This window comes from Ruminococcus sp. Marseille-P6503 (genome assembly GCF_900604945.1).
In the GTDB taxonomy this organism is placed as follows: Bacteria; Bacillota; Clostridia; order Oscillospirales; family Ruminococcaceae; genus FB2012.
Genome location: NZ_UWPB01000001.1, coordinates 987116 through 1001774, shown reverse-complemented (window position 1 = coordinate 1001774; position 14659 = coordinate 987116). Strand labels below are relative to the sequence as shown.

The 14659-nt window shown below is 46.9% G+C and carries 6 protein-coding genes; all 6 read left to right on the top strand.

All coding sequences use genetic code 11. The features are described 5' to 3' along the window. The first annotated feature begins 71 nt into the window (after positions 1-71). A complete protein-coding gene (locus tag EIH25_RS04645) occupies positions 72-3491 on the top strand; it encodes a PD-(D/E)XK nuclease family protein (protein WP_124099031.1) in 3420 nt (1139 codons plus the stop codon). Beyond that, entirely contained in the window at positions 3482-7201 is a 3720-nt protein-coding gene (gene addA, locus EIH25_RS04640) for a helicase-exonuclease AddAB subunit AddA (protein WP_124099029.1), read from the top strand. Before EIH25_RS04645 ends, addA begins: the two co-directional genes overlap by 10 nt. A 165-nt stretch (positions 7202-7366) precedes the next feature. Continuing rightward, positions 7367-7612, top strand: a complete 246-nt coding sequence (locus tag EIH25_RS04635) for a hypothetical protein (protein WP_124099027.1) — start codon at positions 7367-7369, stop codon at positions 7610-7612. Continuing rightward, positions 7605-8177, top strand: a complete 573-nt coding sequence (gene lepB, locus EIH25_RS04630; RefSeq protein WP_124099025.1) for a signal peptidase I — start codon at positions 7605-7607, stop codon at positions 8175-8177. The genes EIH25_RS04635 and lepB overlap by 8 nt, the downstream gene beginning before the upstream one ends. A 36-nt stretch (positions 8178-8213) precedes the next feature. After that, entirely contained in the window at positions 8214-13034 is a 4821-nt protein-coding gene (locus EIH25_RS04625; protein WP_124099023.1) for a Cna B-type domain-containing protein, read from the top strand. A 20-nt stretch (positions 13035-13054) separates the two neighbouring features. Further along, positions 13055-14653, top strand: coding sequence for an isopeptide-forming domain-containing fimbrial protein (locus EIH25_RS04620; protein WP_164489158.1), 1599 nt, complete (start codon positions 13055-13057; stop codon positions 14651-14653). Positions 14654-14659 lie beyond the last annotated feature (6 nt).

Genomic DNA, 14659 nt, shown 5'->3' with positions numbered 1-14659 from the left:
ATTAAGAGGACATATTTGTGTAAGTTTGTCTTAAATGTCCGGATTCAGTAATACAAAAGGCGGTGCGTTCTATGCTCAGATTAATAACCGGAGCGGTTCACAGCGGCCGTGAGCCGCGCTTTTGCGAGGAAATAAAGTCGGCGTGCCGGAAAGGCGGAAATGTTCTGGTAATAGTGCCGGATCAGTTTTCCTTTGAATACGACAAGAAGCTGTATGAGCTTATGGGGGCGTCCCTGTTCAATAGGCTGAGAACGGCGGGCTTCAATCGTCTTGCGGAGCTGATAAGCCGTGAGTACGGAGCAGGCTCAAAAGAAAACGCGGACGAAAACGCGCGTATAATAACTATGTACAAGGCGGTAAGAAGACTGAAGGAAAGCCGGAATGTACGGTTTTACAAGCGGGCTCTGGATAAAGGCACGTTTCTGGGCGAGGTCATCGCTTTGGCGGGAGAGCTTATGCAGTCGGGAATTACCCCGGAGGATTTGAGAGCAGCCGCTGAAAAGCTGAACGGCTCGGTCTGCGATAAGCTTTTTGACTTGTCGGCGCTTTACGGCTATTATCTTGAAGAGCTTGCGAAAGCAGGTCTTAAGGACGCGCTTACCTCCATGGGCGAGTGTGTAAGGCTGGCTGAAAGCAACGGATTTTTTTACGGAACCACCGTTTTTATTGACGCCTTTTCGGGATTTTCACAGGACGAATACCGGCTGATAGGATGTATGCTTTCCCAGGCGGAGGATGTTTTTATATCTCTGGTCATATCCGACGGCGACAATCTGAAAGCTAATCAGACTCCCTTTGCGAAGACCGTAAGAACAAGAGAAAAGCTGCGGCGGATCGCGGAAGAGCATAACGCGGCTTACGCTCAGACGTCAGTAAGCGGATTTGACTACGGCAGTCAAGCGATAGAACATATAAACCGCTGTCTTTACTGTACCGCTCCTCCTGAAGCTGATGACAGAAAAGGCGTCAGGGTGCTTTCGGCCTCGGATATCTATGAGGAAACGGAGTTTGTCTGCGCCGAGGTATCGAGGCTTATCCGTGAGAAAGGGTACAGATACCGTGATATAGCCGTAGCCGCCAGAGATCTGGGGGATATTGCTCCGGCGCTTGAAGGCGCTATGGAAAGATACGATATACCTTATTTTATAGACAGGCGGCAGAGCGTGGAGCAGACTGCTTTGGCAATATATCTTAAAAGCATTTTTTCCTGCGTGCTTTCAAAGGAGTATAAAACGGAAAATATTCTGAGATACATAAAATCGCCGCTTTCGCCCTTTTATGATTTTGATGTGTGCGATATCGAGGACTACTGCGTCAAATGGAACGTCAGAGGTTCTATGTGGCTTGAGGATTTCACAGCCTGCGAAAAAGGCTCGTTTTTGCCCGAACGCCTGAACGACACCAGAAGGAAGATCATAGAGCCGCTTGAAAGTTTCAAAAAAAGCTGTGAAAACGCGACAGCTAAGGAAATATGCGAGGCGCTTTTCAGGCTGCTCGACGAGATCAGGCTTTCAGAGGAAATTTATTCTGTAGTCAAGCAGGCAAGCGGTTCCGCTAACGATACGGAGCTCGAGCTGGGCAGAATCTCAAAGATGGTCTGGACCTCGTCGCTTTCCGCGGTTCAGTCGATATATGAGCAGCTGGGAGAGGAAATACTGACGCTGAGAAGGTTTTATGAGATATTCAAGCTTATGCTTTCTCAGATGACCGCGGCGGCTCCTCCTCAGAAAGCGGATTCGGTAAGATGCGCGGAAGCGGAACGGTCAAGGCTTTCCGGGGTCAAAGCGCTTTTTATACTTGAAGTAAACGACGGCGTTTTTCCCGCAGACCCAAAGCCGGAGGGTTTGCTTACCGAGCGCGAGAGACGTCAGCTTGAAAGCGTTGATCTGGAATTTGAATCGGGAGTAATGTCGTCGATAGAAAACGAAAGACTGACGGTTTACCAGACTGCGTCTATGCCCTCGGACAGGCTCTATATTATCAGCTCCGAATCTGACGCTCAGGGCAATCTTAAAAACCCGTCTGTTCTTGTGAAGATGATCCTGAATATGTTCAAGGATATCGGTATGGAAAAAATTCAGGATCTTTCTCCCGATTTTTTCTGCACGTCGTATAAAACCGCGTATTATAAATATCTTGAAAAATCAAAGGACAGAACCGCAGCGGTGAAATCTATTGAGGAGTCGCTGAAAACCTCTGAAATTTACAGAGATAAGCTTGATTTCGTAAAACGTTCGGCGGCAAACGCTCCGCATAAGCTTTCGCCGTCAACCGCCGGGGAGCTGTTTTTCGGCCGCGATCTCAATATTTCGGCGACCAGGATAACAGATTTTTATAATTGTCCCTTTAGCTTTTACTGCAAGTATGGGCTTAAGCTGTATCCTCCGCAAAGAGTTGCGTTCAATAATCTTTACAGAGGCAACCTGATACATAGCTGTCTTGAAAGGATCATGAGCGCCGAGCATAACGGCAGGCGGATATATAATGAAAATTTCGTTGATTTCCCGGAAAATACGGTCAGAGAGAAGATACATGAGGAATTTGAAAGGTACTGCAGCGAGGAAATGGGCGGAAGCTACGGAAAAACCGCCCGTTTCCGTCAGGAGCTTAAACGTCTGGAGGAATCGGCGTATCATATGATAAGGCTTATCCAGACTGAGCTTTCACAGTCTATGTTCAGACCTGAGGCCTTTGAGTTTAATCTGACGAAGGAGGACGGAGAAAGCATTCTTAAGCTTACTCTTGAAAACGGCTGTTCAATAAATATAAGGGGAAGCATAGACAGGGCGGATATTTATACGGCGTCCGACGGCAGCAGGTATCTTCGTATTATAGACTATAAGACCGGTTCGACTGCCTTTGATATTGCAGAGCTGTACAGCGGTCTGAATCTGCAGATGATGATATATCTTCTGGCGGTCACCAGAAGCGTCAACGAGCTGAATCCGGACGGCAGGCTCCAGCCCTCAGCTGTAATATACAATCATCTGAAAGACTGTCCGGCAGAGCTTTCTCCTGCTGACGCCGAGGAAGCTGACGATCTTGACGGACTGCTTATGGAGGTTCGGGCAAAGAAATGTCGTCCCGACGGAATGATGGTGGACGATGAAAATACCATCAAAGCCCTTAACAAAAGCTTCGGCGGAGCGTTTACGCTTTTTTCCTTCAATAAGGACGGAAGTATTTCGTCGAGAGGTAAAAAGCCCGCGGATCCTGAATGGTTCAAGGCGCTTGAAAGGTTTGCTTTGGGTAAGGTGTATAGTTTGGCGGAAAGGCTTTTTGAAGGAGATATAAAGGCCGATCCGGTATGCAAGGGAGAGGGAAGAAACGCAAAAATCCCTTGCAGCTATTGCGATTACTGGGGTATCTGCGGAAACGCCAGTCCCAAAAATCCTAGAAGGATAGAAAGAGAAGACGCGCAGAAGCTTGAGGACGAGCTTAAAAGTATTATGGAGGAACAGGAGAAAGGCGGTGCGGATAAGTGTCTGTAAAATGGACGGAGGATCAGCGTACGGCTATTGAAACTTACGATAAGGGCGTAGTAGTATCCGCGGCGGCGGGGAGCGGAAAAACCGCCGTTCTGATAGAGCGCACAATAAATCTGCTTGCCGACCGGAGTAAAAATATTCCTGCCGACAGGCTTCTGGCTGTGACTTTTACGGTTGACGCGACGGCTCAGATGAAAGAAAAGCTTGCCGCCGCATTTGATAAAAAAATACTGGAGGAAACTGACCCCGCGCAGAAGAAATGGCTTCAGAAGCAGCAGGACAGGCTTGCGCTTGCCAGGATAAACACGATCAACGCTTTCTGTCTTGAGCTTGTAAGAAGCAATATACATGAGTTCGAGCTCCAGGACGGGATAAAAATACTTGACGAAACGGATTCAGAGGTCATACTTAAAAATTCTATAGCCGCGGCAATGGATAAGCTTGCTCAGGAGTCCCCGGAGGAATATGATTTTCTTGTGGATTCGCTTTCCGACGGCTCGGAGCAGGCCGTTGAGAAAATTGCGGCGAAGCTTTATGATTTTCTGCGTTCGCTGCCTTTTCCCGACGAATGGATCAGGGAAAAAACCGAGGATTTTACCAGCGATGAAAGGCTGTCCGATTATGTAAGCACAGCCGTTTATGATTACCGTGAAATGCTGGAACGTGCCTTGAAGCTGAACGAAGCCGCCAAGTCGGCGTTTTACCGTCTGCATGAAAAGTACGGCTGCAAAGAAACGGCAGGGGAAGCGCTGGATTCGGACAGAGAGCTGCTTGAAGAGTTCCTGAAAACGCTTGACAACGGTTCGTGGGAGGAAATCTACAGTTTTGCCGAAAGCGCTGTGTGGAAAAGACTTACCGTAAGCTTTCCGAAAGGCGATATTCCTCCCGTCCAGCTGGAGGAGAGGAGCATAGGCGCGGAGCAGATAAAAAAACTGAGGGAAAGCTGCAAGGACTGCGTAAAGAGGATAAGGACGTCCTGCCGCAGGACCGGACTGCATATCAAAGAGGATCTGCTTATTGCAAAGAGGATTTTTACCGACCTGTGCGGCTTATGCAAAAGCGCGGAGGAAATTTCCTGGAGCGAGAAGGTAAGCAGAAATTCTCTGGAATTTTCCGATGTGGAAAGAATGGCTATAAACCTGCTTGTAAGGCGCGAGGACGGAAAAACCGTCAGGACGGAGCTTGCGGAGGAAATTGTAAAAAACCGTGATTATCAGGTAATACTCATTGACGAGTTTCAGGATGTCAATAATCTTCAGGAGCTGATTTTCAAGGCGCTGTCGGATACCGAGGATCTGTCGGCGCTGGGTAGAAACGTATTTGTGGTAGGCGACGTAAAGCAGTCGATATACCGTTTCAGGCAGTCGAATCCACAGCTTTTCATAAACGCCAGAGAACAAGCGGCGGCTTTTGAAAACGGCGGCATTTTAAAATCCGTGGCTCTGAAAAAGAATTTCCGTTCACGGAAGAATATTATAGATTTTGTAAATCTGGTATTTGAAAACCTTATGAGCGAGGAGGTGGGAGAGCTTGTCTACAGCGGCGACGAAAGGCTTCAATATGGTGCGCAATACGGAGGAAGGGATCATGACACTGAAATAATCCTGGCTGAGCTTCCGGCAGATAAAGCCGATGCGGCTGACTCGGACGAAGACGAATACGTTCTTTTTACCGAGGAGAACTACATAATCGCTAAGCGTATCCGTCAGCTTATAGACGAGGGCTGCTGTGTTTACAGCGGAGATGAAAAGCGTCCCTGCCGACCGTCTGATTTCTGCGTGCTTTCCAGATCTAAATCTGCGACTGAAAAGCTTTCGGCGGCTCTCGGCGCCGTCGGGCTGAAAGCCTACAGCGAGGAAACCAGCGGTTATCTGAGAGCGAGAGAGATCGCGGTAATGATCAATCTTCTCAGGGTTATAGACAATCCTATGCAGGATATGGCGATGGCTTCGGTAATGATGTCGCCCGTTTTAAGCTTTACGGCTGATGAAACTGCGGTATTAAGGCGTCTGTGCAATACAGGGAAAGGCTATACAAAGCATATCTATCAGATAATTAATGCCGCTGGGAAGGAAGAAGGCAGTCACGAGAGGGAAGCTGAGAAGCTTGACATTGGCGATGCGGTTATTGAAAAAAAGTGCCGTTACGCTCTTGAGCTGATAAAAAGGCTAAGATTTTACGCCGCTGGTATGCCGCTTTCACGGCTGATCAGGAAAATTTACGATGAAACCGGATTTTTTGCCGTAGCCTCCGCATATGAAAACAGCAGGCAGAAACGCGCTAATCTGAGACTTCTGCTTGAATACGCCGCCTCCTATGAAAACAGCGGCGAGGGAGGAGTAACCGGATTTATAAGGTATCTTGATTCGGTTTACGAAAGCGGAAAGGATTTCCGTCAGGCTGTGACCGTTACCGAAGGCAAAGACAGCGTTTATGTAAAAACCATACATAAATCCAAAGGGCTGGAGTATCCTTTTGTGTTCCTCTGCGGAATAGACAAGGAATTTAATCTTTCCGATATAAATCAGAAAATGCTTCTTGACGAGCAGCTTGGAGCAGGTTTTACCATTCTTAATCACAGCAGTCTGACTCAGACCGAAACAATAAGCCACAAAGCGTTGAGCGTTATAGGCAGAAACAAAACGCTGAGCGAGGAAATACGCCTGCTGTACGTTGCGCTTACAAGGGCTAAGGAAAAACTGTTTATACCTATAATGATCAGGGAAAGCAAAAACGGCCGTTATGATACAAGGCGTTTGGTGAACAATATCGCGGAGGAAATATCGCGTGCCGGAGGAATAAGCAGCAGAATCGTAAGACAATGCGGTTCATATCTTGAATGGCTGTGCGCGGTGCTGCTATGCTGTCCCGGGAACGAAGCTTTCCTTGAAAAAATGGAGGTGAGCGCCGAGCTGCCGAAATTTGAAACGCAGGCGTCCGTAAGCTTTGTTACGGCGGAATGTACTGATTCCGACAAAATTTTGGATCATAAGTTTATAAATCCTTGCTGTGACGAAAAGCTGGTGTCGGAATTATGCGGCAGATATAGCTTTAAATATTTGTATGGCAACGCGGATACACCGTCCAAGCTTACGGTCACTGAAATAGTGCGTGAAGAAAAGGAACGGGAATACGGCGAAAGGAATCCGGAATTTTATCCTCAGCTGCCGCGGCTGTCTGATGAGATCGGAAAGCTCAGCTCTGCGCAGAAAGGTACCTGTACTCACCTGTTTATGGAGCTTGCGGATTATAGCAGAGCTTGTGAGGACGCTGAGGGAGAGCTTGCTCGGCTTGTCAGAGAAGGATATTTTACCCCTAAGGAAGCGGACGGGGTCTATATTGAGGCTGTAAAGCATTTTTTTGCCGGCGGCTTTTACAAACGAATGAGCGCGGGCAGCGAGCTGATAAGAGAAAAGCAGTTTCTCGTCAGCTTTTCCGACCTCAGGCTGGATAAAAAGTATGAAAAATATGCTGCGGCGGGAACTATGCTTCAGGGCGTTGCAGATTGTATATTCAGGGAAAGCGACGGTTATGTTCTTGTTGATTACAAAACGGATAACTTCAGGGATGTTTCAGAGCTTTACGAATACCGCACTCAGCTTGAGCTGTATAAGGCGGCTCTGGATCTGCTTCTGGATATGCCGGTCAAAGCTTGTTACATTTACTCGTTTAGGTTAAATAATGGGGTAGAAATTAACTTAAATTTGGATTAATTTTTGTTAATTTTAATTGCGCTGTTCAAATTTTTCATTATCAATGTTAATTTTTTTTAAACGCTTCTGTCTTGACTTTATTTTTTATAGGTGCTATAATAATAAAAATAAATTCGTAAGACAATATTTTTGTTATTTTTTTGTCATTCTTCGGAGCGTGTTATAATGACAGATAAGGAATTGCACAAGCTTAATCGTACCGAACTGCTTGAGCTACTGGTTGCTGTGAAAAAGGAGCTTGACAGGGCAAACGGTGAAATTGAGCTGCTGAAGGCGCAGATCGCCGACAAGGCTGACGCGGAAAAGGAGTATTCCGGAACGCTGCTGCGTATGTCAAAGCAGCTTGACGGGCTTTGCTCGGCGATGAATATTCAGCTTGCTGTCGAAGAGGAGATCGGGTCGGATGAATAAGGATTTTCCGGCGGTAAAACAGCTTGAAGCCGAGCTTTCGAGAGTGAAGTCGCGCAGAGAGTTCAGAAAGGTTATTGTAAGTACCGTGTCCTCGCTCATAGTGGTTGCGGCGGCGGCGGTCTTGCTTTCGACGCTTTTTATGCCGGTGCTTAGGGTCACTGGTACAAGCATGGCGCCGACGCTTATGAACGATCAGCTTGTGGTATGCAGAAAAACAGGAAATTTCGAGCGGGGAGACATTGTTGCTTTCTATTATAATAATAAGATTCTGCTTAAAAGGGTTATCGGAGTTTCCGGAGATTATATCGATATAGATGAAAACGGCAATGTTTATGTGAATGAAAAACAGCTTGACGAACCGTATCTGACCGAAAAGGCTATGGGCGAGTGTGATATTGAGCTTCCTTATCAGGTCCCTGACGAGCGGATTTTTGTGATGGGGGACAACAGGTCAACGTCGATCGACAGCCGTTCGTCGGCAGTCGGATGTATATCGGAAGAAGCTGTGGTCGGTAAGGTTTCATTAAGAATATGGCCTTTGAAAGAAATAGGATTTTTCAGTTAAAGCAAATAAAAAGTATCGCGGAAAGGAGGATATGATATGCTTGATTTCAAAAGAAAAATCGGGCTGTATATGAAAAAGCACAAAATCAGCAAGCGCCGCGGGATAACGGCGGCAGTTTTGTCTCTGCTTGTGGCGGTGTCCGTAGTCGCAAGCCTTATAATGCCGGCGATAAGTTTGTCATCTGAGGACAACGTGAACAACGGTATCGCTTTGCTCGCTGATACGGACGGAGCTATTGATATAGACGAAGCTACCAAAACCGGACATTATTTTGAGCCGAATATCAAAGATGTAACGGTTGCCGGCTCTTCGGATACTGCTGACAGTGAAGTTAAGCATGTTATTTTTAATCTTGGCTATTCACTTGACGTCGGCGATGTAAGTATCGATCCCTACCAGCCTTATATATGGTATAGGCTTGATTCGCACATAGCCGTACCGGAAGGCGGTCTGCCGCAGGATAATAACGGGAATCTTACTCCCGGAAATGTTTATGATAACGGAGTAATATCCGGAACCTATGTGATTACAGAGGACGGAATTGTTATCATTAAGTTTAACGACGCTTATCTGAACGATCATATCGGCGAGGCTATAAGCGGTACTCTTACGTTTGACGCGGATGTGAAGCGTGCGGACACCGATATGGATCAGGAGGTTGACGTTTCGTTCGGAGATGTTACCGTTACAATTCCCGGGTATCCTGAAAAAAAGCTTTCGGTTGAAAAATCCGGAACCGACAATAAGGACGGAACTATAACGTGGACTGTTAAAGTGGATAATCCCAGAGGCGATTATCTTGACGGATATTATCTTACAGACGGGATGTTCTCTGAAGCCTCTGATTTTGAAGTCAGTCCCGGCGGAGCAGGCAGCTATAATCCTGACACCGGAAGATTTGAGTTTGCAAACGGTATAAATGACAAATCGGTTACTGTAACCTATAAAACACAGGCTCCGGGAAATGCTGTTTTAAACGGTGAAAACGCATATAACAAGGCATATCTCAGCGACAGCCAGAATACGGTGATTGATGAGGATGACGTTTATGTTTGGTGTCAGTCCTCCGTCAATATTGCCAAAACAGGCGCGCCTGATTATGATAACAACACCGTTCAGTGGACTGTTACCATAGAAAACGGCAATGGTCTGGACTTGGGCGGCTATAAAATAAAGGATACGGCGTTTAAAGCCGATACGGTTATTACCGGTATTGACTCAAGTAAATATGAACTGACCGACGGCGTTCTTACTTTTAAAGACGGGGTTACCGATACGTCTGTAGCTATTACCTATGAAGCCCCGCTTGTAAATGAAGCTGATTATTCCAATACTGCCAGAATCGAAACGCCTGACGGAGGTTCCTATAAGGACGTATCCGCTACGGTTGATAAGGCGTATACTCTTGATAAGTATTATCAAACCGACTGGAATGATTCTACTTATACCTGGACTGTTAAAGTGACAAACAATACCGGCAGCGGTTCCTTAAACGGATTTACCGTAACGGATAATCTGCTGGCGGAGGGTATTGCTAACGGTTCGTTTAAAATCACGTCGTCAGACGGTACTGTCGATATTGAATATGAGCAGAACGGAGATACCGTTACATTCAAGAATGTTCCCGACGGAGTAAGCGAAATCGTCATTACATATAAAACCGACCGTATCGAGGACGCTGAATTAGATCCGTCGAGCGGAAAATATGTCACTGTAAATACTGCCGAGCTGAAGGACGAGGATAGCGTTTCCTGGGCGGAGGACAGCGAAACTGCCGAATATACTCCCACAAACAGCGTCTATAAAGACAGGGGAGAGGTAATTTATAACGACGATGAAACCTTGGAGATTCCGTGGACTGTTAATATGGATCAGGAAAACGGCTTTTTCAGAGGAAAGACGCTTGAAGATGTAATGAGTATTTCCGGCGGCGGAGCTTCTCATAGCTTTTCTGGAAGTCAGAGCATTTCGGTTGAATATAAGGACAGCTCGGGGAATTTTGTCACTCTGAGCGATGATTATTATACCGTAACTGAAAGCGGCGGCAGCTTCAGCGTTTCCTTCGCGGACAGCGAGTTTTTTGATAATGTAGCAAATATACGCGTTTCGTATTCAAGTATTGTAGATGTTTCAGGCGCGGAGCCCGGCTCTGTTGTTACATATAAGAACTATGCGTCTTTCAACAACCGGGACAGTGAGAAGTCTTATGATTATACCGTTCCCGACGGAAGCGCTCCGTATAAAAAATATGACGCATGGTATTCAAAGGACGGAGATTATTCAAATCAGACTACCGGAACTACAAAAATGAAGCCGTCTGAGCTTGACACTGTTACGGTTGACGGAACGGAATATTATCTCTTCAAGTGGTGTATCGAGGCAAATGAAAACCGCGTTTACGAAAGCGGCGATATTGTGTTGAAGGATACGCTTCCGGCAGGCTTAAGGCTGTATGAGGCGGGCGGTATTACTTTAACGGACAGCAACGGCTATACAAAGAATCTTTCCTACAATCAGTGGGGCGAAGGCTATACTCTCAGCGAGGAAAACGGCTCTCAGGTCATTACTTTTGTAATCTCCTCGCATAACGGCAATAAGTGTTCGATCAAGTACAGCGCGATGATAGAAGCTGACAGGCTTGATGAAATGCTTCATGAAAACAACGGTGCGGTTTCGTTTACAAACCGGCTTCAGGATTCGGACGGAAAGTACGACGAAATAGAGCAGACTCAGCGCGTAGAGGAAGGCGTTCTGTCAAAAACAGGACTTATGACTACCGGCGCCGCGGGATATATTGATTATACCGTCGATGTAAATCCTGAGGCAAACGATCTTTCGTCGGGCGACACGCTTACCATTGTGGATACTCTCAGAACAGGAACCTATTACGACAGCGACGGAACCGGCTATATCTGTACGGATTCCGGCGCGATACAGGTAGCGCTCCGTTCGATTCAGGTATACCACGTTGACGCTGAGGGTAATGAGATCCCCTTGCCGTCCAATCAGTACAGCTATGTTTTCGACGACAGCAGACCTGTAGAGGTTGAAAAGAGCCAGGGCGAAGTGTCATATTCGGGCAATTTAATTAATATTGCAGGTCTGATAAACGGCTCTCAGGCGGACATAACGTTCAGCGGTTCTCCCGGAACAACTGTTTCGGGAAGATATGGATACGCGCCTGTCGGAGAAAGCATGAATTGGTCCTATCCGACTACAGAGTTTAGTATTACTTTTGACAGCGAAGGAAAAGCGCGGTTGACCTTTGATGTGATAGGAAACTGCCCTGACGGATATGTCGTTCAATTTGAACACTGGGGCGGAGAGAACAGCATAAGCGAAGTAAGCGCGGAGTTTACCAAAACCGGTCACGAGTATGCCGCGCAGCTGACGTTTACCGTACCTGACAGCAGACATCTGAGAATCAAGTACACATATTACGGCTGGCGTGAAACGGATTCCCTTGACGACAGCGTTGGCGTGTTCAACAGCGTTTCCATTGAAACTCAGACGGTTGCGGATAGCGCTTCTGACGATTCGCTGTTTGTAATAAAGGATCATACCCAGTCGACGTCTACGGCAAATTCTCCTATAAGCATAAAAAAGGTCGATATAGGTAACGACGCGGTATATCTTAACGCGACTTTCAACCTGTATAAATATAATGCCGAAACCGGCGAGTGGATGGCTGCCGTCCGGTCAGAGAATGTGTCAGGCACGGATTATATAGGAATAGCCGAATGGAGCTCTGATCCCAATGCGGCTCCATTGGATATAACTACCAGCGAAACCAATTTGTTTGAGCTGCAGCTCGTTGATAATGTTCTTGACGACGGCTCGCTGTACAAGCTTGTGGAAACAGTTCAGCCGGAAGGATATATCAAACTGAGCGAACCATTTTATTTTGCCTATAGAGCCATGCCGGACCGTGAAAGTATTCCGGAGGAAGTGGATTATGATAAAATAAAGTTTGTTTTATCCGGAAGTATTCTGGCGGTGGATAACACTAAGGAAATTTCCGTTACGGCAGAGAAAAGGTGGAGCGATTCAGCCGCTCATGACGGCGATACGGTTACGCTTCAGCTTTACAGCTCGACGGTAAACAAAAGCGACGGTTTTCCCGTCAGTCTTGAGCCGGTAGGCGATCCGGTGACCGTCGGATATGAAAACGGCAAATGGTCGTATACATGGGACAAGCTCTATAACGGAAATGAAAACGGTCTGCCGCTGTACTATTATGTAAAGGAGATATCCTATAATATAGGCGGAACGGAATATACGGTCGGAGAAGACGCTTCGTATGTGCCGTCATATTCAGGCAACGGTCTGAATTCAGACGGAACCGTTGAAATACATAATGAGATAAGTCTTACTGTAGAAAAGCTTTGGGTGGATCTGAACGGTATAACCGTAACTCCTCCTGACGGCGCAAGCGTAAGCTTTAAGGTTTACCGATCTACCGTCGCTCCGAACTCTCCCAACAGGGAAAACGATGAAAACGGAGTTCCTTTAGGCGCGGAGCTTGTGGGAACAGAGTATATCCTTAACGGTGATAACAGCTGGAGCGTTGTGATCGACGGTCTTAACGCCGCTGACAGCAGCGGTGATCCGTATTATTATTATGTAGCTGAAACCAGCGTGACGGATGGCTTCTCTGTAAGCTATTCCAATAACGGCGCCGGTTCAAAAGGCACCATTTCAATCATAAATAAATCCGATACGGCTGACGAAAGCGTACAGATGCCCGAAACTGGCGGAACCGGAAATTCGGTATTCTATGCCGTGGGCGCTGCCGTTGCCGTTGGAGCGCTGTATGGGTTTAATAATAAAAAAGCGTTTGGCAAAAAACGCAAATAAATAAAATGGAGGAATTGATTATGAATTTAGTCAAGAAATTTGCCGGTATGGCAGCCGCCGCAATTGTTGCAGTCAGCATGGTCACCGCGTCGGTTTCGTTTACCGCTTTTGCTTCGTCAGAACCGACAACGTATACCATTACGATCCAGGGAAGCAGCGCAAGCCATACCTACGACGTTTATCAGATCTTCACCGGAAATCTTGAGGGAGATACCCTTAAACTTATTACCTGGGGCAGCGATGTAAACGGCGACGCTCTGCTTGCCGAATTAAAGTCAACAAGCGACAGCGCTCTGACCGGAAAATTCACAAGCTGCTCAAACGCTGCCGATGTTGCAACAGTTATCGGAACTTTTGCCGACGATTCAGACGCAGCTTTTGCATTCGCTGCGGTTGCCGCTAAGCATGTGACGGATCCTTCCGGAAATGTCAGCGAGGGAAGCTCTCTTGACGGGCTTGGCGCCGGCTATTATCTGATAAGGGATAATACAGTACCCACTACCGATGCGTATTCAAAGCTTATGCTCAAGGTTGCCGGAGATATAACTGTTACTCCTAAGAGCGCGGTTCCGACAGTTGTAAAGAAAGTAAACGAGGAGTCATATACTGCGGACGATACTTACGGTGAAGGCTACAACGACGTTGCCGACTGGGATATAGGAGACAATGTTCCCTTCAAGCTTATCGGAACTCTTCCAAGCAGACTTGCGGATTATGAAACATATAAATATATTTTCCATGATACTCTGAGCTCTGGTCTGACCTACAACAGCGACGCTAAGGTTTATCTTGTAAACGGCGACAGCAGAACTGAGATTACCGACAGATTTACGATCCAGAACAGCGGAAATACTCTTACAGCAACCTGCAACGATGTAAAGGCGATTGACAGCGTTACAGCCAGCAGCCAGATCGTAGTCGAGTATACTGCAAAGCTTAATACCAGCGCGGTGATCGGCAAGGCAGGAAACCCCAACGAAGTATATCTGGAATTTTCAAATCAGCCTGATGCTTCTGGAGCCGGCGATAACAACACAGGCAGCACTCCTGCTGACAAGGTAATTGTATTTACATATGAGCTTGACACGGTAAAGGTTGACGGCAGCGACAATGCTACCAAGCTTAAAGACGCGAAGTTCACTCTCCAGAGATCAAGCGACAATATGTACGTTCAGGTTGGCGCAGACGGAAAGGTGACTGGCTGGACAAGCGAAGCTGCTCAGGCAACGGTGCTTACTTCCGATGAAAACGGTCTGTTCAAGGTTATCGGTATTGAGGACGGAGAATATATCCTTACAGAAACCGATGCTCCTGAAGGCTATAACAAGCTTACAAGCCCTATTACCGTTACTCTTACCGCAACAACGGCTGAGGGACAGAACTGGGACGGCACTTCTGACGCTCTTACCAGTCTGACCGTTAAGGCGGGCGAAGAAGACGGCGTTGCTTCGGCAGACACAGGAATAGCTCAGATCACTGTTGCCAACAATACCGGCGCTGAGCTTCCTTCAACCGGCGGAATCGGTACTACGATCTTCTATGTATCCGGCGGCGCTCTTGTATTGGGTTCAGGCGTTTTGCTTATAGTTAAGAAGCGCATGAAAAACCGCGCAAACTGATTATTG